The following is an 18,687-nucleotide window of genomic DNA, read 5'->3' as shown; positions in this document are numbered from 1 at the left end:
TTCATTCGGCAGCGATAGCCGAAGCCACCGCCGCTGTCTTCCCTCGGGGACGCGGACCGCCATCTGCGATTTGCCGCGTCTCGGGTAGCGCGACAAAACAGACGGCGGCGCCGATTGCGGCCACCGCGCCAAGCGTGATGAAGGCCGCACTGTAGCCCGCGCCAACCACGACAAAGCCGGCGAGCGTCGTCGACAGCGCCGCCCCGATGCTCTGGGCGGTGATGACGGCGCCTTGCGCGACGTTGAACCGGCCGGTGTTGCGCATGAGGTCGGCGACGATGACGGGAAAGATCGCGCCAAAAATGCCGGCGCCGAAGCCGTCGAGAAGCTGCACGCCGACCAGCCAGAACGGATTGTCCGAAAGCGTGTAGAGCGCTCCCCGGAGCGGCAGGATCAGGGGCGCGGCTAGGAAGAAGCGCTTGTGGCCCCAGCGGTCGGCCTTCGCGCCCACCAGCATCGCGAACGGCACCATCACCAATTGCGCCGCGACGATGCAGGCCGACATCAGGCTGGTGCCCATGTTCTTGTCTTGCAAGGCGAGCTTTTGGCCGACCAGCGGCAGCATCGCGGCGTTGGAGAGATGAATGAGCAGGACGCAGATCGCAAACACCAGCAGAGGACGGCAGGTCAGGAGTACGCTGAGAGCGGAGGCACGTTCAGGCTGCTCGTCCGCATCGGCGTCGTCGAGCCCGCGGGCAAGATCGTCATCGATGGCGCGGGCGGGGATTGCGAGGATGCTGACGAGGCTCGCGATCGCCATGGCGCCGAGAAGGTAGAACACGACAGTCGGTCCGAACCAATAGGCGGAGAGACCTGCGAGCCCGGCCGCGACAGCATTGCCGGCGTGATTGAACGTCTCGTTGCGGCCGATCCGCCGGGTGAAGGCGGCATAGCCGAAGATGCCGAGCGAGACCGCGGCGATCGCTGGCGGAAACACCACGGCGGCGGCCTGCGCGATGCCTTGGGAGATCGCGACCGGCATGAAGCCGGGAAACAACGGCAGCGACAGCGAGGCGATCGTGACCATAATCGCGGCGATCACCATCACCAGCCGCTTGGACCGCGTCGCATCGAGCAGCGCGCCGGCCGGCGTCTGCGCCACGATGCCCGCGATCGTCGCAATCGACATGACGAGGCCGATGCGCGCCTCGTCCCACCGCTGCTCGGTGAGGAGATAGACGGCGAGATAAGGCCCGAGCCCGTCGCGGACGTCGGCGAGGAAAAAATTCGCTGCATCCAACGCGCGGCCGCACGCCTCGCCTGATCGGGGCCTTTATCGCGGTTTTGGCTCGACATCGGTCCCTCGATCGAGGCTCAAATTCGCCCTGGCAGCAACCGTCGTGATGCCGGCCTGGTTCCGCGGATCGAAGGGCGCCTCAAAAGTCGATTGCCGGCAGCACCGCGCCGGCGCCAGCATGGCGGGGCCGAGTTTCAGCCGATGAATATCCGATGGGATGCCGTTCAGCGGTCGTTATGCGGGCAACCGCACCCTAACATCCCGCCGTCATCCTGGCCCGCGCCGGGATGACGTAGCGTTCTTGGATTTACACTCACCGCGTCACCGACGGCTTTGCCGTGATCGCCTTGCGCAGGATACGCGAGAGCAATTCCACCGAATACGGCTTCTGGATCAGCTCGAATCCGCGATCGGCGTTCTCGGCGAGAACGTTGCTGTAACCAGAGGTGAGCACGACGGGCAGGCCCGGATAGCGTTCGCGGATGATGCCGGCGAGCTCGACGCCGTTCATGCCGGGCATGATGACGTCCGAGAAGACGAGGTCGACGGCGAACTCGTTCTCGCCGAGGATGGCGAGCGCCGCATTGGCGTTGGCGGCGCGGCGGACGACATAGCCGAGGTCTTCCAGCAGCTCCGTGGAGAAGCGGCCGACCTCGTCGTCGTCTTCCACCACGAGCACGCGATAGCCGCGCCCGGTGGCCGCGGCCTCATAGGTCAGCGCCGCGGCTTCCTGAGCTGTCGCGGGGCTTTGCGCCCGCGGCAGATAGATGGTGAAGGTCGCGCCTTCACCATGCGTGCTCGTCACGGCGATGTCGCCCTCCGACTGCTTTGCGAAGCCGAAGGCCTGGCTCAGGCCGAGGCCGGTGCCCTTGCCGACCTCCTTGGTGGTGAAGAACGGCTCGAAGATGGCCTCGATGTTTTCCGGCGCAATGCCACTGCCGGTGTCGGCGACCGAGATCGCGACATAGTCGCCGCCGCGCGCCGATTGCGCGCGCAGGTTAGGGATGCCCTGGATTTTCCGGACCGCAATGGTGAGACGGCCTTCGCCGTCCATGGCGTCGCGGGCGTTGATGGCGAGGTTGATCAGCGCGGTCTCGAATTGCGCGATATCGGCGACCGTGAAGCAGTCGCCATCGTGAACCTCCACCGCGATTTCAATGCGGCCACCGACCAGCGGCCGGACCAGTTGCGCGACGCCTTCAACCTGGCTGCCGACGTTGAAGATCTGCGGTTTGAGCGGCTGCCGGCGCGCAAACGCCAGCAACTGGGCGGTCAGCTTGGAGGCACGTTCGACGGTGTCGGAGATAGCATCGACATAGCGGCGGCGGCGCTCCTCCGGCAGCTCGCGGCGGCGCAGGAAATCGGTGGCCGAGCGGATGATGGTGAGCAGATTGTTGAAGTCGTGCGCGACGCCGCCGGTGAGCTGGCCGATCGCCTCCATCTTCTGCGATTGCCGCAGCGCTTCCTCGCCGCGGCGGCGCTCGGTGATGTCGACTGCCTCGGGCACTGCGCCGGTGATGTTGCCGTGGCGGTCGAGCACCGGGCGCATGCCGAACTCGAAATCGCGCTCGCCGATGGGAAGGCGCAGGCGCATCTCCAGCCGCACGGCTTCGCCCTTGAGCACGGTGTCGAAGGCCTCGCGCACCCGCGCGTTCATGCCCTCCGTCGTGCTGAACCAGGGCGTCTGCCACAACGGCTTTCCAATCACGTCCGCAGGGCTCGCCTTGATGGCGTCGAGCACGGTCGTGTTGGCGTAAAGCAGCTCGCCCCTGAGATTGACGAGGCCCTGGTATTGGTTGCTGGTCTCCAGGATCGCGCGCAGCCGCGCCTCGTTGGATTCGAGCTCGGCGGTGCGCTCGACGATGCGCTCTTCCAGCGTCTCGTTGAGCTGCCGCAGCTCGATTTCGGCCTGCTTGGCCACCGTGATGTCATGGGCCACGCCGATGAAGCCGATATGCCTGCCGGTCGGGTCCCAGCGTGGCTGCGATTCCGAACGCAGCCAGCGCCATTCGCCGTCGGCGTTCTTGTAGCGGGCTTCCAGCACGAACGGCTTGAGCGATGCTTCACCCTGGACGGACTGCTGCAGCACATGCGGCAGGTCGTCCGGATGCAGCACCTTGCGCCAGTCGAAGGAGATGGCCTGGTCATAGGGAAGGCCGACGAAATCGACATAGGCCTGGTTGGCGAAGGACCGCGTGCGGTCGAGCTTGGTGACCCAGATCGGCACCGGCGCGCTGTCGGCGATCAGCCGGAAGCGCTCCTCGCTCTCGCGCAGGGTCTCGCGCACCAGCATCTGGTCGGTGACGTCGATATGGGCGCCCACGAGGCGGAGGGCGTGGCCGTCACGATCGCGCTCGATCTTGGCGACGACGCGGATCCAGCGGGTCTCGCTGTCGCTGGGACGGATGATGCGGTATTCGGCGGTGTAGTCCTCGCTGGTACCGGACAGCGCATCGATGAAGTGCTTCACCGTAGCGTCCCGGTCGTCCGGATGAATGCGATTGATCCAGTCCTCGTGCGACTCGTCGGCGGCTTCCGGCGGCAGGCCGTGGAGCATCAGATATTCCGGCGAACGGCGGTTCTTGAAGCCTTCGCGGAAGTCGACTTCGAGACCGCCGACCTTGCCGATGCGCTGGATGCGCGCAAGCTCGGCTTCGCGTTCCTGGAGCGCGCGATAGGCGTTGTCGCGCTCGCGCGCGACGTCTTCCAGGTGCTGGCGCAGCCTTTCGGCGGCGATGGTCTCGGGCAAAGGATCGTTCAAGGCGTTGGCCGGGGTGATGCGAGAGCGCACGTGGCGGACGGATATTCACACAGACGAAGCGTGATGGCCATTGCCCAAAGGGTATATGGAAAGAAAGACGTCGCCGAATGCAGTGTGATGGGCATGAAAGAACGCCGGGTCTGGCTATTTGTTCCGAACCTTGGAACGATGAGCCCTCCGCGCGCGTATCCGCGAGGCGCCGCAACTTTCATTCATAAAAACTCGCTTTCCGAAGAGGCTAAATCTTGAAGCTTTTTGTCTGCCAGGCCTGCGGCAACGTCATCTATTTCGAGAACCGTGCCTGCGAGCGCTGCGGCCACCGCGTCGCGTTCCTGCCGGAGAAGGAGACGATGTCGGCGATCGAGCCCGACGGAGAGGCCTGGAAGACGCTGGCGACCAAGGGCGAAAGCCGCATGCTGTGCAGCAATGCCGAGCATGATGCCTGCAACTGGCTGACTGATGCGGGTGATACCACCGGCTACTGCCGCGCCTGCCGCCATAACGGCGTCGTGCCGGACTTGTCGGATCCGGCGCAACTCGCCGGCTGGCGCGAGCTGGAGATGGCGAAGCACCGGCTGTTCTATTCCCTGATCCGCTGGAAGCTGCCGCTCCAGACCCGGCAGGACAATCCCGAACATGGCCTGATCTTCAATTTCCTCGCCGACGATCCGCAGAGCGGGCAGAAGGTCCTGACCGGTCACGACAACGGCCTGATCACGATCGCCCTGACCGAGGCCGACGACATCGAGCGCGAGCGGCGCAGGCTGGAGATGGGCGAGCCCTACCGGACGCTGCTCGGGCATTTCCGCCACGAGGTCGGGCACTATTTCTGGGACGTGCTAGTGCGCGACGGCGGCAAGCTGGACGAATGCCGTGCCGTGTTCGGCGACGATTCCGCCGATTACGGCCAGGCCTTGCAGCGCCACTATGCCGAAGGCGCCCCGCCGGACTGGCAGCAGAACTACGTTTCTGCCTACGCGACGACGCATCCGTGGGAGGATTTCGCCGAGACCTGGGCCCACTATCTTCACATCGTCGACACCCTGGAGATGGCTAGCGAGTTCGGCATGGAGGTGCGCCCCAAGGTCGATCGCGACGGGGAGTTGACGACGCGCATCCGCTTCAACCCTTACGAAGCGAGGGACGTCGAGGCGATCGTCAACGCATGGCTGCCCTTCACCTTCGCCATGAACAGTGTCAACCGCGCCATGGGCATGCGCGACCTCTATCCGTTCATCCTCTCGCCGGTCGTCGTCGAGAAGCTCGGCTTCATTCACGGCCTGGTCCGGAATGTGGGCAAGGCCGGGAAGCCGTAGGCCGCCCAGGGGCCCGCCAGACCCGTTTCGGTCTAGCTTTGGTCTTGCGCTGGTACGCCAGAGGACCCGGATTTTGACCGTTGCCTCCGGCCTATTTTGATGTACCACGGGAGCCACACGGCCCGTCCCATAGGCTCCAACGGCCAGGGAAGGGTCCCGCCCAAGGTCGAGACTCAAGAAAAGCATGTTCAAACGCATTCTGATCGCCAATCGCGGCGAAATCGCCTGCCGGGTCATCAAGACCGCTCGCCGCATGGGAGTTCAGACGGTCGCGGTCTATTCCGAGGCCGACCGCGACGCCCTCCATGTCGAGATGGCCGACGAGGCCGTGCTGATCGGCCCGCCGGCTGCGGCCGAGAGCTATCTGGTGATCGAGAAGATCGTAGAGGCCTGCCGCAAGACCGGCGCCGAGGCCGTGCATCCCGGTTACGGCTTCCTGTCCGAGCGTGAGGCGTTTCCGCGCGCGCTGGAGGCGGCCGGCATCGTCTTCATCGGCCCCAACCCGGGCGCGATCGCGGCGATGGGCGACAAGATCGAATCCAAGAAGGCCGCCGCGAAGGCGAAAGTCTCGACCGTGCCCGGCTATCTCGGCGTCATCGAGGACGCCACGCACGCGGTCAAGATCGCCGACGAGATCGGTTATCCCGTGATGATCAAGGCCTCCGCCGGCGGCGGCGGCAAGGGCATGCGCATCGCGCATTCGACCTCCGAGGTCGCAGAGGGTTTCAACCTCGCCAAGGCCGAGGCCAAGGCCTCGTTCGGCGACGACCGGGTCTTCATTGAAAAGTTCATCGTCGACCCCCGCCATATCGAGATCCAGCTGCTGGGCGACAAGCACGGCAACGTGATCTATCTCGGCGAGCGCGAATGCTCGATCCAGCGCCGCAACCAGAAGGTCATCGAGGAAGCGCCGTCGCCGCTGCTCGACGAAGCCACCCGCCGCAAGATGGGCGAGCAGGCGGTCGCACTCGCCAAGGCGGTGAATTACGACTCCGCCGGCACCGTCGAATTCGTCGCGGGGCAGGACAAGAGCTTCTACTTCCTGGAGATGAACACGCGCCTCCAGGTCGAGCATCCCGTCACCGAGCTCGTCACCGGCGTCGACCTCGTCGAGCAGATGCTCCGCGTCGCCGCCGGCGAGAAGCTCGCGATCACGCAGAAGGACGTCACGCTGACGGGCTGGGCAGTGGAGTCGCGCCTCTACGCCGAGGACCCGTTCCGCAACTTCCTGCCCTCGATCGGTCGCCTGGTGAAATACCGTCCGCCGGCGGAAGCGAGCCAGGACGGGATCACCGTGCGCAACGACACCGGCGTGCAGGAAGGCGGCGAGATCTCGATCCATTACGATCCGATGATCGCCAAGCTCGTCACCCACGCGCCGTCGCGCGCCGCCGCGATCGAGGCACAGGCCACCGCGCTGGACTCGTTCTATGTGGACGGCATCCGCCACAACATCCCGTTCCTGTCGGCGCTGATGCATCATCCGCGCTGGCGCGAAGGCCGGCTCTCCACCGGCTTCATCGCCGAGGAATTCCCCAAGGGCTTTGCCGTGCGCGTGCCGGAGGGCGAGGTCGCACGGCGGCTTGCCGCGGTCGGCGCCGCCATCGATCACGTGCTGGGCGAGCGCAAGCGGCAGATCTCGGGTCAGATGGGCGGCCGCATCGTGCAACGCGAACGTCGCCGTGCGGTCTGGCTCGACCGCCAGGAGATCCTGCTGGAAGTCGCGCGCGAGGGCGAGGCGGTCGCGGTGCGTTTCGTCGATGCCGACGGCAAGGCCGGCAATCCGCATCTGTTGCAGTCGGCGTGGAAGCCGGGCGATCCGGTCTGGCAGGGCACCATCGACGGCCACGTCGTCGCAGTGCAGGTGCGCCCGATTGCGAACGGCATCCGCCTTGCGCATCAGGGCGTCGAGGTGCCGGTCTATGTCTGGACCGAAGCGGAAGCTGCCTCGGCGCGGCTGATGCCGGTGACCACGGCTGCCGACACCGGCAAGAAGCTGCTTTGTCCGATGCCCGGTCTCGTGGTCTCGATCGCGGTGACCGAAGGGCAGGAGGTCAAGGCCGGCGAGACCCTCGCGGTGGTCGAAGCCATGAAGATGCAGAACGTTCTGCGCGCCGAGCAGGACGGCACGGTGAAGAAGATCCACGCCAGCGCCGGCGCGACGCTCGCGGTGGATGCGCTGATTTTGGAGTTTTCGTAACGTCATTGCGAGGAGCCACCGGGTCCGCGCGAAGCGCGGCCCGATGACAGGCTCCGCGACGAAGCAATCCAGTCTGTCTCTGCGGATGCATTTCTGGATTGCTTCGCTTCGCTCGCAATGACGGAGTATGCTGCGGCCTCCATGACCTAACCGAGACATCACCATGGCCTTTCGTTCCCGCCGCGAAAAACTGCGATCGATCCTGTCGGGCGGGATTTGCGTCCATCCCGGCTCGGTCTACGATGCCATCTCGATCCGCATCGCCGAGGATCTCGGTTTTCCGCTCGGCATGTTCGGCGGCTCGGTGGCTTCGCTCGCGGTGCTCGGCGATCCGGACATCACGCTGATCACGCTCACCGAGCTTGCCGAGCAGATGCGGCGGATGTCGCGTGCGGCGGCACTTCCGGTGCTGGTCGATGCCGATCACGGCTATGGCAACGCGCTCAACGTGCGCCGCACGGTGCAGGAGCTGGAGACGGCGGGTGCCGCCGGCCTCACCATCGAGGACACGCTGCTGCCGGCTGGCTTCGGCGAAGCGAAGACGCAGCTGATCTCGCTGGAGGAGGGCGTCGGCAAGATGAAGGCGGCACTCGACGGCCGCAGCGACCCCTCGCTCGTCATCATGGGCCGTACCGGTGCGGCCTCGATCACCTCGATCGACGATGCGATCCGCCGCGCCAGGGCTTATGAGGCCGCCGGCGTCGATGCGCTGTTCTTCACCGGCATCAAGTCGCGCGCCGAGCTCGAGGCCATCGCATCCGCCACGCGCCTGCCGATCGTGCTCGGCGGCGCGCCGGAGGAGTTGAACGTGCTCGAATACCTCGCTGGCCAGCGCGTGCGCATCGCACTTCAGGGCCATGCGCCGATCGCGGCCGCAACGCAGGCGGTCTACGAGACGCAGAAGGCGCTGCGCGACGGCACAGCGCCCAAGAATCTCAAAGGCCTGCCGTCGTCGGACTTGATCAGCCGCCTCACGCGCGAGGCCGACGTCAAGGCGCGCAGCGCCCTTGTCCTCGGACTGACAAAATGAGCCGGGCGATCCTCCAGGTCATGATCCGCGGCCGCGTGCAGGGCGTCGGCTATCGTGCCTGGCTCGAGCATCAGGCGACGACCTGCGGTCTCGAGGGCTGGGTCCGCAACCGCCGCGACGGCAGCGTCGAAGCGCTGTTCGCAGGGCCGCCGAAGCACGTCGCCGACATGGTGGCGCTGTGCCGCCACGGCCCGCCGTCCTCGCGCGTCGACAGCGTCACCAGCGAGACGGCCGACGTCGATGAGCTGAACTTGCGCCGGGCAGGCGAGGCGTTCTCGGTGTTGCCGACGGTGTAGCTGAAGAATTACCGCGGCAGCTTGGCGATCGCTTCGCTCAATTCGTGGATCTCGTAGGGCTTGCGCAGGATCGGGAAATCGCCGCGCACGCCTGCGGCGACTTCGCTGTAGCCGGTGGCGAGCAGGATCGGCAGGCCGGGACGGATCTGGCGGAGGTGATGGGCGAGGCTGAGCCCGTCCATCTTGCCGGGCATGACGATATCCGAGAACACGAAGTCGACGCCGTTCTTCTCGATCTCGCTCAAGGCGGCTTCGGCGTCCGCGACGCGACGCACCTGATAGCCGAGCTGCTCCAGAAGACCGATGCTGACGGCGGCGACGTCCGGATTGTCCTCGACCAGCAGCACCGTGCCGCTGCCTTGGAACGCCGGTTCTCCCGCCGCCTCGCGCGATGGCTCGTCTTCTCCGCGCGGCAGGAGGATGGTGAAGGTCGTGCCCTTGCCGAGCGCGCTCGCGACCCGGATCGTGCCGCCGGCCTGATGGGCGAAGCCGTGCACCTGGGAGAGACCGAGGCCGGTGCCCTTTCCGATCGGCTTGGTGGTGAAGAACGGCTCGAAGATCTTGTCGAGAACGTCGGAGGGAATGCCAAGGCCGGTATCGCTGACGTCGATCGCGATGAATTCGCCCACGAGGGGGTCCTCGTCGAGCACGAGATTGCGCGCTGCGATCGTCACCGTGCCGCCGTCGGGCATCGCGTCGCGGGCATTGATGACGAGGTTGAGCAGCGCGGTCTCGAGCTCGGAAACGTCGGTCCTGATCGGCCAGACGTCGCCGCTGACGTCGAAAGCAAGGCGCACGGAGCTGCCGACGCCGGCATCGAGCACCTCGCGGATCGCCGCGATGCGGTCGGCGAAGTCGATCGCCTGCGGATTGACGCTCTGCCGCCGTGCGAAGGTGAGGAGCTGGTTGGTCAGCGCCGCGCCGCGCCTGGTGGCGGTCTCGATGGCCGAGATCGCGCGCTGAAGCTTGGCTTCGTCGTCGGCCCCTCGCTTCAGCATGTGGAGGCTGCCGCTGATGATCATCAGGAGATTGTTGAAGTCGTGGGCGACCCCGCCGGTGAGTTGGCCGAGCGCATCGAATTTCTGGGATTCGGCGAGCTGCTTCTGCATCGCCTCGAGCTTGATCTGGGTATTGCGGCGCTCGGTGATGTCGCGTGTGATCTTGGCGAAGCCGACCAGCTTGCCGTCCTCGTAGATGGGATCGATCACGACGCTCGCCCAGAAGAAGGTGCCGTCCTTGCGGACGCGCCAGCCTTCCTCCTCGTAGCGGCCCTTGTCCCGCGCGATCCCGAGCGCACGGGCGGGCTTGCCGTTGGCGCGGTCGGTCTCGGTGTAAAAACGGGAAAAGTGCTGGCCGAGGATCTCCCCAGGCGAATAGCCCTTGATGCGCTCGCCGCCGATGTTCCAACTGGTGATGATCCCGGTCGGATCCAGCATGTACAGGGCGTAGTCGGCGACCCCTTCAACCAACAGGCGGAAACTGCGTTCACTCTCGAACAAGTCTCTCTGCTGACTGAACTTCTCGACCATTCCCGGACCCTGCCTTAACGGGAGCAAACGCCGCAGATGGCGGATTGTTCCCTGAGTTTGGAACCTTTTTAAGCAATATTGCGAGCCCGTATGCAGCACGCAAGCCGGCGGATGCTGTTGACAGCCGATCCTATCCGTCAGATATTTCTGTCATGACAGAAACAACCGGAAGAAGGAAGCTCCCAGCCGCCGTCGAGCGCTTCATCCTGCATTGGGGTGACATGGGAGACGAGTGGGGCGTCAATCGCTCGGTCAGCCAGATCCACGGGCTGCTCTATCTGGCCGAGGCGCCGATGACGGCCGAGGACATCGCCGACACCCTCGGCATGGCCCGCTCCAACGTCTCCAACTCGCTCAAGGAGCTGCTTACCTGGAACTTGATCCGGCGCGTCCCGATTCTCGGCGATCGCCGCGACCATTACGAGGCCGAGACCGACATTTGGGAGGTTGCGGCCAGGATTGCGGCGCGGCGCAAGGAGCGGGAGCTTGATCCGGCGATCACAGCGCTCAGAGCCTGCGTATCCGATGCCGCCGACGATCCGACCATCAATCCGGTCGCGAGCAAACGGCTGAAGGAGATGCTCGCCTTCACCGAGCTCGCCGACCACTGGTTCATGCAGATGCTGAAGGTGCCGCGGCCGCGGCTGGCCGCCCTGATGCGGCTTGGTGAGAAGATCGCCAATCTGCTGCCGCTGGGCAAGGCCAAATAGGTTTGAGGAGGGTGCGATGACGTCGGCGAGATTATCAGGCTCCAACGCGTCGACCTTCGCTCACACGAAACTGCTCGACGATCGCCGTTTCCGCGCGCTGCTGTCGGATGAGGATTGGGGCCGGCTGCCGCTGGCGACCTGGCGACGTTTTTCGAAACGCGTCGCCGACGGCGACAGCGTCGTCTATGTCGGTGTGGTCGATGAGATCGGCTTCAGCGACATCGGCTGGTGGTTCGCCCAAGCCGTGCGCCTGATCGGCGGTCCGCTGCCGACCGGGCGCGACACCGGCGTCCCCATCATCGTCACGGTGACCGAAGACGCCGGGGGCGGCCAGACCTGGACCCGCATCTGCGCGCGCAAGCGCGGCTTTCCGCAAGTGATCCATTCCGCCAAACGTTTTGCCGGCCCGACCGGGCTGGAAGAATATGTCGGCTTCGGCGTCTCGATGGCGCTCCGCATCGCGGTCGAGGACCAGGCGCTGACGTTTCGCAGCGCCGGCTACGGGCTCCAGTTTGGGCGCCTGTGGATTCCCCTGCCGCGATGGCTGACGCCGGGCGAACTCACGGTGACACACAGCGATCTCGGCGAGGGCGCCTTCCGCTTTACCCTCGATGTCATTCATCCGCGTTACGGCGCGCTGATCCACCAGTCCGCAATGTTCAGGGAGGCCGTGTCATGACACAGCTCATGTGGACGCTCATCGCCATCCAGATCGTGATGGGCGTGTTCGACACCTTCTATCACCACGAATTCACCGAGCGCCTGGCCTGGCGTCCGTCGCAGCGTTTCGAATTGAAGCTGCACGGCATTCGCAACATGCTTTATGCGCTGCTGTTCCTCGTGCTCGGCTGGCTCGAAGTCCATGGCGCGCTGGCGCTGCTGATCGTCGCGGTGCTGGTCGCCGAGATCGTCATCACGCTGATGGATTTCGTCGAGGAGGATCTCAGCCGAAAACTGCCGCCGAGCGAGCGGGTCAATCACACGCTGCTCGCGATTAATTACGGCGCCATCCTGGTGTTGCTGTTGCCGGTGCTGATCGATTGGGCCACGCAGCCCCTCGGCGTGATGGTCGTGTATCAGGGCCTGCTCAGCATTGCCGCGACGGCGTGTGCGGTCGGCGCCGCGCTGTGCGGTGTCAGGGATTTTGCGGCGATGCGCCGGCTCAGCCGCATGAGAAGCGCTCCCGCGCACGGGCTCGTCGAAAAGCTGTCCGACCGTAAGACGGTGCTGATATCAGGCGCCACCGGCTTCATCGGCAGCCGCCTCGCCGCGAGCCTCAGCGGAGCAGGGCATCACGTCATTGCGCTGATCCGCAATCCCGCCAAGGCCGAGATGCTGCCGCCGCCGGTCACTTTGATCACGAGCCTCGATCAGCTCGCCTCGGACGCTCCTATCGACGCTGTCGTCAATCTCGCCGGCGAGCCGATTGGCAACGGCCTGTGGACCGAGGCGAAGCGCGCGAAGATTCTCGGCTCGCGCATCGACATGACCGGCGAGATCGTCAAGCTGATCGCGCGGCTCGAACGCAAGCCCGAGGTGCTCGTCAGCGGCTCTGCGATCGGCTGGTATGGCCTGTGGGCCGACCATGTGCTGACGGAATCGGCGAAGTCGCACGCCTGCTTCAGCCACGAGCTGTGTGCGGCCTGGGAGGCGGCGGCGCGGCCGGCGGAGGATCTCGGCGTCCGCGTGGTCAATTTGCGCATCGGCCTCGTGCTCGGCACCGAAGGCGGCTTCATCACGCGCTTGCTGACGCCGTTCGAGTTCGGGCTGGGCGGTCCCATCGGCAACGGGCGGCAGTGGATGTCCTGGATCGAGCGCGACGATCTGATCCGGCTGATCGCCTATGTGATGGCGACGCCCGATCTCGCCGGCCCCGTCAACGCCACCGCGCCGATCCCTGTCACCAACGCAAAGTTCAGCGAGGAGCTAGGCCGCCGTCTGCATCGGCCCGCGGTGTTCCGGATTCCCGGCGGCCTGCTGCGCCGGATCGGCGGCGGTTTCGCCGACGAGCTCCTGCTCGGCGGTCAGCGCGTGCTGCCCAACAAGGCGCTGAGCCGCGGTTTTGTGTTCCGGCACGAGACGCTGCGCAGTGCGTTCGAAGCAATCTTGTAAAGCCGTGCGGCGTCAGATCGCCGCCACGCTCCGGAATGTTGCCGCGACTGCGCGCAGCGCCGCCAGCTTGGCGGGATCGCTGACCTTGGAATGTAGCATCACCTTCGAGCTGCCGAGTTTCGGCAGCTTGTGGGTCGGCCCGATGTCGACCAGCCCGGGGGGCGCGATCCGTCGCGCCAGCGGCGCGATTGCAAGTCCGGCGAGCGCGGCTGCAACCACGGCGGTGACGCCGCCGCCGACGAAGCGCTCACGCCATTTCAGGCCAGCCTTATCGAGCGCGCGCACGGCGATGGCGCGGACCCCACAGGGCGGGGCGAGCGTCGCGAGCGGCAAAGGCCCCTTTGGCACTGTGAAGCGTCGTGACGCGAACCAGCCGAACTCGTCCTCGGCCAGCTTCTCGCCGCCGCGCCGGCTGCCTTCCTGGCGCACGATCACCGCATCCAGTTGGCCCGAATCATAGGCCTCCTGCATCTCGCGGGAGAAGCCGATGGTGACGGCGAGCGTGAGGTTCGAGGACATCGCATGCAGGCGTTCGAGCAGCGGTACCAACTCCGGGCCCGCGGCATGGTCGGAGATGCCGAGCGAGAGCGACTGCGCGACTGATCCCTCGCCCGACAGCGCGCAATCATGCGCCGCGATGAGCGCGCGGGCGCGCTCGAGGAACGCTGCGCCATCCGCGGTAAGACGGACCGCGCGCGGCGAGCGCTCGACGAGACGTTTTCCCAGCAGCGTCTCCAGCCGTTGCAGCTTGAGGCTGACGGCCGCCTGGGTCGTGCCGAGCGCTTTGGCGGTCCGCGTAAAGCTCTGGAGGTCGGCAACCAGCAGGAAGGCCTGGACGGTGGCGATGTCGAGCGTTGCTGTCATTATTATCTCTTATCACTGGTATCAACAGAGATAAGATACCAAAATGTCGAGGGCGGGTCTAGCTTCTCACCAACGCCGCGCAACCTGCGCGACATCCGAGGAGAACGACCATGCCGCTGATCACCGTGTCCTACACCACCTCCCGCCAGTCGCCCTCGCTGAAGGCCGACATCGCGAGCGCCGTGTCCGAGCTCACCGCAAAAATCCTACACAAGGATCCTGAGGTCACGGCCATCATCGTGAAGTCGGTGGAGGCGGCCGACTGGTTCGCCGGCGGCAAGTCGCTCGCAGAGCAAAAGCTCGCGAGCTACTGGATCGACATCCACGTCAGCGAAGGCACCAACACCAAGGACGAGAAGGCCGCCTATCTCGCCGCGATGTTCCAGCGCATGGCCGGGATCCTGGGCCCGCTGCATCACGAGACCTATCTGCATGTCGACGAGGTCAAGGGCGATGCCTACGGCTTTGGCGGCCTGACCCAGGAGCGGCGCTACGTCGCCGGCAAGCTCGAGGTTTCGCCGGAGAAGGCGTGAACCGCGGACCGCGGGTGAACGATCTCACCCGCGGCCTGAACCGGTTGAGCCTCCTGATCGTCAGCTCGCTATGCGAAAGTGAACTTCGTCCTTGTTCAGGAAACAGGTCTTGTCGAACAGCTTCAGGTCGAGCGGGTTCGGCAGCCTGACATCGTCCAGGTCAGGGCAGGGCTTGAGCGAGGGATCATAGGAACGGTCGATCTGCGAGATGAAGACGACAATCAATCCCTTGTCGCGCGCGAATGATTTCAACGCGCGCACCTGAACGGAAAGGTCGGGATTTTCCCGCCGCTGGTCGAGCAGTTGCAGATAGTCGATCACCACGACGGTGCCGCGCGGTGCTGCGGCCATCTGCTTGACGACGTGGTCGGCATTGATGGCGTCGGAGCAATCGACCTCGAAGAGTTTTTCGAATTGCGCCAGGTCCACGCCGATCGCCCGAAAGCGATCGAAGACGTCTTTCTCGGTGTATTCCAGCGAGAAGAACGCGGCGCGATGGCCTGACCGCATCGCCTCCACGGCAAGCTCCAGGCTCATCAGGGTCTTGCCCTGGCCGGGACGCGCGCCAACCAGCACCAGGTCCCCCGGTTGGAATTGCGGGAAAAGCCGGTTGGCCGGCGTCGCTGCGGCAGCTTTCGCCGCGAGCATGCTCCATGCGGAAAAGCCTTCCGTCGCGGCGATGCGGTCGAGCGCATCGTGCAGCGGAATGCCTTCCTCGCGGGACAGGCGCTTCGCTCTTCGCTTCAGATGATAAATGGGTGCAGACAGTCTCATCGCAAAAACCTCCCATTGCGAGCTGAAACGCAACCCCTCCTTATGCCTGGCGCTCGAACAGTCGGTCCGATGATCAATTCGCCCGGTATGAAATGTACTTTCCCGGCGGAGGGGGGAGGCGGGGGCGACACCGAGATCAAGCGTAGCTGATTCCGGGTTTGCGGAGAATAAGGGAGACCGGAAGTTAGGCCGCCGCTTCCGGCATCAGCGCCTGGGTCGGCCCGAACAGCTCCTCGAAGGCTTGCCGAAGCGCCACGTCGACATCGCTCATCGTCACGAGCTGGCCGAGGTCGACCAGCGAGGTGACGCCGTAGCGGGGATCGGCGACGCCGCAGGGCACGATGCCGTCGAAATGCGACAGCTCCGGCTCGACATTGATGGCGATGCCATGGAACGAGACCCAGCGCTTCAGCCGGACGCCAATCGCGGCGATCTTGTCCTCATGCTCGGGTCCCTTGTCGGGCCGCTTGACCCAGACGCCGACCCGGTCCTCTCGCCGCTCGCCACGGATGTTGAACGCGGCGAGCGTTCGCAGAATCAACTCTTCCAGGCTCGCGACATAGGCCCGGACATCCGGCCGGCGGCGCTTCAGGTCGAGCATGACATAGGCCACGCGCTGGCCGGGCCCGTGATAGGTGAGCTGGCCGCCCCGCCCGGTGGCAAAGGTCGGGAATCGGGCATCGAGCAGGTCAGATTCCTTGCCCGAGGTGCCGGACGTGTAGAGCGGGGGGTGCTCCAGCAGCCAGACCAGCTCCGGAGCTTCACCCGCCGCAATCGCCGCGACGCGCGCTTCCATTTCGGCCACGGCCTCCGGATAGGGCACGGGCGCGTCCGAAATCCGCCACTCCACGGGCTCGCCGGAAGAGGCGGAAAACGCCGTCAAATCGAGCTCTTGGCGGGGGTTTTGGGGTGAATTAACCATTGGCTAACCATAACCGGGTGATGATCCCAGGCGCAAATACCAAGTCCCTAGTCCTAGTCCCAAGTTGCGGTGGTGCTGAAGTGCCTACTCTCGACAAAGTCACCGTGGATCTCATGGTCGTCCTCGGGACGACAACCATGCCGATCCATCAAGTATTACGTCTTTCCCGCGGCGCCATCATCGAGCTGGACGCAACCGAGGCCGACGAGGTCAAGGTTTTGGCCAATAATTTGCCCGTCGCCTCCGGCGTCGTGCTGGTCGACCGCAACCGGATCGCGGTCGAGGTCAAGCAGATGCTGCCCCGTATCCCGGGCACGCGGTAGCGGCCTGGGCACGCGGTAGCGGCCCGGGCACGCGCAGCCGCCTGGGCAGGCGGAAAAGGCCGATCCCGGCGCGAAGAGCCGGAACTTTCCTGCCAAGCTTGTGGAATTCAGGGCCTTTGGAGGCTTGTACCCCTCTGATGGATTTGTTAGATCGGCGCCGTTGATCCGGTTGGCCTTCAAAGCCTAAAGCCGGCATCCCCAAAAGCGCTCGTGGCGGAATTGGTAGACGCGCTGCCTTGAGGTGGCAGTGAGTAAAATCGTGGGGGTTCGAGTCCCTCCGAGCGCACCAAGCAAACTGACACGCGAAAGATTGTTTCGCGATCTTCGGTGCCCGCCGTGTTCGCGCTGCGAACCTTGGAACGGGGCCTCCCCCAGTCTTCGATGTTCGATCTCGCGGCCGAGAGTCGGCGCGATCGTCGTCCGCGACTCGCAATCACTTCGGCAAGGTCAGCAGGAGCCACGCGCCCGCAGCCACACAGGCAATGCCGGCAGCGCGCGCGATCCAGCGTCCCACCGGCGTGACTTTCTCCAAAAGTACAAGCAACGACAAAAGCGCAATCCAGAGCACGTTCATCACGCCGCCCACGAACAACAGCGCCATCAATACCCAGCAGCAGCCGACACAATAACCTCCATGCCGAAAGCCCAGCAGCAAGCAGCCTCGCAGCTCGCTGCGAAAGCCGCCGTGGCGCATCAGGAACAGAAACGGCGACTGACATTGGGCGAGGCAGACGTCTTTGAGCCGTGTCCATTGATAGACGCCCGCCGCGATCAGCACGATGGCGCCGAGCAGGTTGCTCGCGATCGCCATCCGGGAATCCAGCAGGGCGGCCCGTTCGATCGCCCATTGGAGCAAGGTGGCTGCCAGCGAAAAGCCGCACCAGGCCAGGAGATAGCCGGCGGCAAACCAGCCGGTCGCTGCGAATAGTTTGCCTTGCGCTTTGCCCTGTCGACCTACGCGGGCGTACATCAGGATCATGGGCGCGGCCGAGGGAGCCATCATTCCGATCATCATCACCGCCCACATCAGGAACACATAGGCGAACTCGATTGTTCGCCACGGCTCGTCGGCTGGCAGCATGATTCCGATCCCAGCCGGGATCATGCGGAACTCGGTCATGTCCATGCCGCCCATGTCCATGTCGTTGGCGAGCCAGAGCACATAGCTCCACGCCAGCGCGACCATGAGGACGATCGCGCCGCCGACGATCCAGCGATCGCGCCGCAGCACGGCTTCCAAGGGGCTGTCCGTCATTTGCGATCGATGTTGTGCGATCGATGCTGCCGGCCACCGATGCAGGCCGTATCTGGAGTTTACATTACGCCTGGTTCGACCAGCGGATCGGCGCATAGAGGCCGTTCCTGCCGGAATTATCCCAGCGCATGCCATGATCGCTGAAGGTATTGCCGGCGGCGCCGACTGCCATCACCATGGCGTCGGGGCTGACCGGATGGCCGATGTTCGTCCACATCTCGCCGCTCGGATGCATGGTCGGCAGGGGATCGACGGACATGTGCAGGATGCCGGGGATTTCCGCGGACCGCGTCTTGCCGTCGATCCGGAACGTGATCGGGACCTTGCGTACCCCCAGGTTCTTGCTGATCAGAGGCGCGAACGCGGCCATGGGACCGCCGGCACCGCCGGTGAAGATTGCAGCCAGGGCCTCGGTCTGGTCATCGTTGGCGCGCTGATCGATATAGGCGGCCACTGACCAGTCTCCGTCTGCCATGACCCCAGGTGCGTGGAGGATGACGAGCACATTCAGGTCATCGAGCGCGATCTCGCCATAGCGGCCGGTCTCGATGTGGAAGATCAGCGGTACGTTGCAGAAGCCCTCGGTCGGTCGCGCGGTCAACGGCGGCGCCGCCGACATCAGGCAGGGGCACACGATGCTGCAATTGCAATTCTCGAAATAGTCACCGGAAAGGTGCCATGGGACATCCGCCATTGCTGTCTCCCGCTTGGCCGAACCCGATAGATGCTTTCGAATGAGCTACGTAGAGTTGAAAATTACGCTTCGTGAGGAAGCACCGCAAGCCGATTCCACCATCGACATATGTCGAGCAAGGTGAGCGCGAC

General features: G+C 64.9%; 18 protein-coding genes and 1 tRNA gene. 11 read left to right on the top strand and 8 right to left on the bottom strand.

Features of this window, described 5'->3' with window-relative positions; genetic code table 11:
* Nucleotide 1 precedes the first annotated feature (1 nt).
* Both N551_RS35380 and N551_RS0113425 read right to left on the bottom strand, forming a co-directional pair.
* A complete protein-coding gene (locus N551_RS35380) occupies nucleotides 2–1,240 on the bottom strand; it encodes an MFS transporter (protein WP_051462702.1) in 1,239 nt (412 codons plus the stop codon).
* A 310-nt stretch (nucleotides 1,241–1,550) separates the two neighbouring features.
* Entirely contained in the window at nucleotides 1,551–4,028 is a 2,478-nt protein-coding gene (locus N551_RS0113425) for a PAS domain S-box protein (protein ID WP_027567409.1), read from the bottom strand.
* 33 nt (nucleotides 4,029–4,061) lie between these two features.
* Between N551_RS0113425 and N551_RS37925 the strand changes: the two genes are divergently transcribed.
* The 5 genes from N551_RS37925 (at nucleotide 4,062) to N551_RS0113405 (ending at nucleotide 8,840) form a co-directional block, all read left to right on the top strand.
* Entirely contained in the window at nucleotides 4,062–4,247 is a 186-nt protein-coding gene (locus tag N551_RS37925; RefSeq protein ID WP_155809665.1) for a hypothetical protein, read from the top strand.
* The gene (locus N551_RS0113420; protein WP_027567408.1) at nucleotides 4,244–5,314 is read left to right on the top strand and encodes a putative zinc-binding metallopeptidase; all 1,071 of its coding nucleotides are present in this window, start codon (nucleotides 4,244–4,246) and stop codon (nucleotides 5,312–5,314) included. Before N551_RS37925 ends, N551_RS0113420 begins: the two co-directional genes overlap by 4 nt.
* A 184-nt stretch (nucleotides 5,315–5,498) precedes the next feature.
* On the top strand, nucleotides 5,499–7,514 hold the full coding sequence (locus N551_RS0113415; protein WP_027567407.1) for an acetyl/propionyl/methylcrotonyl-CoA carboxylase subunit alpha: 2,016 nt from the start codon (nucleotides 5,499–5,501) through the stop codon (nucleotides 7,512–7,514).
* A 163-nt stretch (nucleotides 7,515–7,677) separates the two neighbouring features.
* Complete coding sequence (locus tag N551_RS0113410) at nucleotides 7,678–8,544, top strand: oxaloacetate decarboxylase (protein WP_027567406.1); 867 nt, start codon at nucleotides 7,678–7,680, stop codon at nucleotides 8,542–8,544.
* Nucleotides 8,541–8,840 (top strand): acylphosphatase, encoded by a 300-nt coding sequence (locus N551_RS0113405; protein WP_027518495.1) that lies wholly within the window; start codon nucleotides 8,541–8,543, stop codon nucleotides 8,838–8,840. Before N551_RS0113410 ends, N551_RS0113405 begins: the two co-directional genes overlap by 4 nt.
* A gap of 8 nt (nucleotides 8,841–8,848) precedes the next feature.
* Here N551_RS0113405 and N551_RS0113400 read toward each other — a convergent pair whose 3' ends face one another.
* Nucleotides 8,849–10,369: a PAS domain-containing sensor histidine kinase gene (locus N551_RS0113400; RefSeq protein WP_027567405.1), complete on the bottom strand. Its 1,521-nt coding sequence runs from the start codon at nucleotides 10,367–10,369 to the stop codon at nucleotides 8,849–8,851.
* A gap of 152 nt (nucleotides 10,370–10,521) precedes the next feature.
* Between N551_RS0113400 and N551_RS0113395 the strand changes: the two genes are divergently transcribed.
* The 3 genes from N551_RS0113395 to N551_RS0113385 are packed head-to-tail and all read left to right on the top strand — an operon-like array spanning nucleotide 10,522 to nucleotide 13,191.
* Nucleotides 10,522–11,079, top strand: coding sequence for a GbsR/MarR family transcriptional regulator (locus tag N551_RS0113395; RefSeq protein WP_027567404.1), 558 nt, complete (start codon nucleotides 10,522–10,524; stop codon nucleotides 11,077–11,079).
* 16 nt (nucleotides 11,080–11,095) lie between these two features.
* A complete protein-coding gene (locus N551_RS0113390) occupies nucleotides 11,096–11,758 on the top strand; it encodes a DUF4166 domain-containing protein (protein ID WP_027567403.1) in 663 nt (220 codons plus the stop codon).
* Nucleotides 11,755–13,191 carry a TIGR01777 family oxidoreductase gene (locus tag N551_RS0113385; RefSeq protein ID WP_027567402.1) on the top strand — a complete coding sequence of 479 codons (1,437 nt, stop codon included), beginning with the start codon at nucleotides 11,755–11,757 and terminating at the stop codon, nucleotides 13,189–13,191. Before N551_RS0113390 ends, N551_RS0113385 begins: the two co-directional genes overlap by 4 nt.
* A gap of 12 nt (nucleotides 13,192–13,203) precedes the next feature.
* Here N551_RS0113385 and N551_RS0113380 read toward each other — a convergent pair whose 3' ends face one another.
* A complete protein-coding gene (locus tag N551_RS0113380; RefSeq protein ID WP_027567401.1) occupies nucleotides 13,204–14,055 on the bottom strand; it encodes a LysR family transcriptional regulator in 852 nt (283 codons plus the stop codon).
* A 110-nt stretch (nucleotides 14,056–14,165) separates the two neighbouring features.
* Between N551_RS0113380 and N551_RS0113375 the strand changes: the two genes are divergently transcribed.
* A complete protein-coding gene (locus N551_RS0113375) occupies nucleotides 14,166–14,588 on the top strand; it encodes a 4-oxalocrotonate tautomerase family protein (protein WP_027567400.1) in 423 nt (140 codons plus the stop codon).
* A gap of 60 nt (nucleotides 14,589–14,648) precedes the next feature.
* Here the strand turns inward: N551_RS0113375 and N551_RS0113370 are convergent, their stop codons facing one another.
* Both N551_RS0113370 and lipB read right to left on the bottom strand, forming a co-directional pair.
* Nucleotides 14,649–15,362: a DNA helicase gene (locus N551_RS0113370; protein WP_027567399.1), complete on the bottom strand. Its 714-nt coding sequence runs from the start codon at nucleotides 15,360–15,362 to the stop codon at nucleotides 14,649–14,651.
* A 184-nt stretch (nucleotides 15,363–15,546) separates the two neighbouring features.
* On the bottom strand, nucleotides 15,547–16,284 hold the full coding sequence (lipB, locus tag N551_RS0113365) for a lipoyl(octanoyl) transferase LipB (protein ID WP_027567398.1): 738 nt from the start codon (nucleotides 16,282–16,284) through the stop codon (nucleotides 15,547–15,549).
* Nucleotides 16,285–16,364: 80 nt separating this feature from the next.
* Here lipB and N551_RS0113360 point away from each other — a divergent pair, with 80 nt between their 5' ends.
* Nucleotides 16,365–16,607, top strand: a complete 243-nt coding sequence (locus N551_RS0113360; protein ID WP_007603171.1) for a FliM/FliN family flagellar motor switch protein — start codon at nucleotides 16,365–16,367, stop codon at nucleotides 16,605–16,607.
* Nucleotides 16,608–16,811: 204 nt separating this feature from the next.
* Nucleotides 16,812–16,896 (top strand) — tRNA-Leu (locus N551_RS0113355).
* Between the two features lie 144 nt (nucleotides 16,897–17,040).
* On the opposite strand, the gene N551_RS0113350 is transcribed toward N551_RS0113355, so the two are convergent.
* Together N551_RS0113350 and N551_RS0113345 are read right to left on the bottom strand one after the other, a co-directional pair.
* A complete protein-coding gene (locus tag N551_RS0113350; RefSeq protein WP_027567397.1) occupies nucleotides 17,041–17,862 on the bottom strand; it encodes a DUF2182 domain-containing protein in 822 nt (273 codons plus the stop codon).
* 64 nt (nucleotides 17,863–17,926) lie between these two features.
* Nucleotides 17,927–18,556 (bottom strand): DUF1326 domain-containing protein, encoded by a 630-nt coding sequence (locus N551_RS0113345; protein ID WP_027567396.1) that lies wholly within the window; start codon nucleotides 18,554–18,556, stop codon nucleotides 17,927–17,929.
* Between the last annotated feature and the right edge of the window lie 131 nt (nucleotides 18,557–18,687).

The organism is Bradyrhizobium sp. URHA0013, assembly GCF_000518345.1.
Classification (GTDB): domain Bacteria; phylum Pseudomonadota; class Alphaproteobacteria; order Rhizobiales; family Xanthobacteraceae; genus Bradyrhizobium.
The sequence above is the reverse complement of the archived record's forward strand: the minus strand, read 5'-3'. Positions and strand labels throughout refer to the sequence as shown.

Excerpts from the sequence above, each read along its gene's own strand:
- N551_RS37925 (WP_155809665.1), top strand. The coding sequence starts at position 4,062 with ATGGCCATTGCCCAAAGGGTATATGGAAAGAAAGACGTCGCCGAATGC.
- N551_RS0113415 (WP_027567407.1), top strand. The coding sequence starts at position 5,499 with ATGTTCAAACGCATTCTGATCGCCAATCGCGGCGAAATCGCCTGCCGG.
- N551_RS0113410 (WP_027567406.1), top strand. The coding sequence starts at position 7,678 with ATGGCCTTTCGTTCCCGCCGCGAAAAACTGCGATCGATCCTGTCGGGC.
- N551_RS0113405 (WP_027518495.1), top strand. The coding sequence starts at position 8,541 with ATGAGCCGGGCGATCCTCCAGGTCATGATCCGCGGCCGCGTGCAGGGC.
- N551_RS0113400 (WP_027567405.1), bottom strand. The coding sequence starts at position 10,369 with ATGGTCGAGAAGTTCAGTCAGCAGAGAGACTTGTTCGAGAGTGAACGC.
- N551_RS0113395 (WP_027567404.1), top strand. The coding sequence starts at position 10,522 with ATGACAGAAACAACCGGAAGAAGGAAGCTCCCAGCCGCCGTCGAGCGC.
- N551_RS0113390 (WP_027567403.1), top strand. The coding sequence starts at position 11,096 with ATGACGTCGGCGAGATTATCAGGCTCCAACGCGTCGACCTTCGCTCAC.
- N551_RS0113385 (WP_027567402.1), top strand. The coding sequence starts at position 11,755 with ATGACACAGCTCATGTGGACGCTCATCGCCATCCAGATCGTGATGGGC.
- N551_RS0113380 (WP_027567401.1), bottom strand. The coding sequence starts at position 14,055 with ATGACAGCAACGCTCGACATCGCCACCGTCCAGGCCTTCCTGCTGGTT.
- N551_RS0113375 (WP_027567400.1), top strand. The coding sequence starts at position 14,166 with ATGCCGCTGATCACCGTGTCCTACACCACCTCCCGCCAGTCGCCCTCG.
- N551_RS0113370 (WP_027567399.1), bottom strand. The coding sequence starts at position 15,362 with ATGAGACTGTCTGCACCCATTTATCATCTGAAGCGAAGAGCGAAGCGC.
- lipB (WP_027567398.1), bottom strand. The coding sequence starts at position 16,284 with ATGGTTAATTCACCCCAAAACCCCCGCCAAGAGCTCGATTTGACGGCG.
- N551_RS0113350 (WP_027567397.1), bottom strand. The coding sequence starts at position 17,862 with ATGACGGACAGCCCCTTGGAAGCCGTGCTGCGGCGCGATCGCTGGATC.
- N551_RS0113345 (WP_027567396.1), bottom strand. The coding sequence starts at position 18,556 with ATGGCGGATGTCCCATGGCACCTTTCCGGTGACTATTTCGAGAATTGC.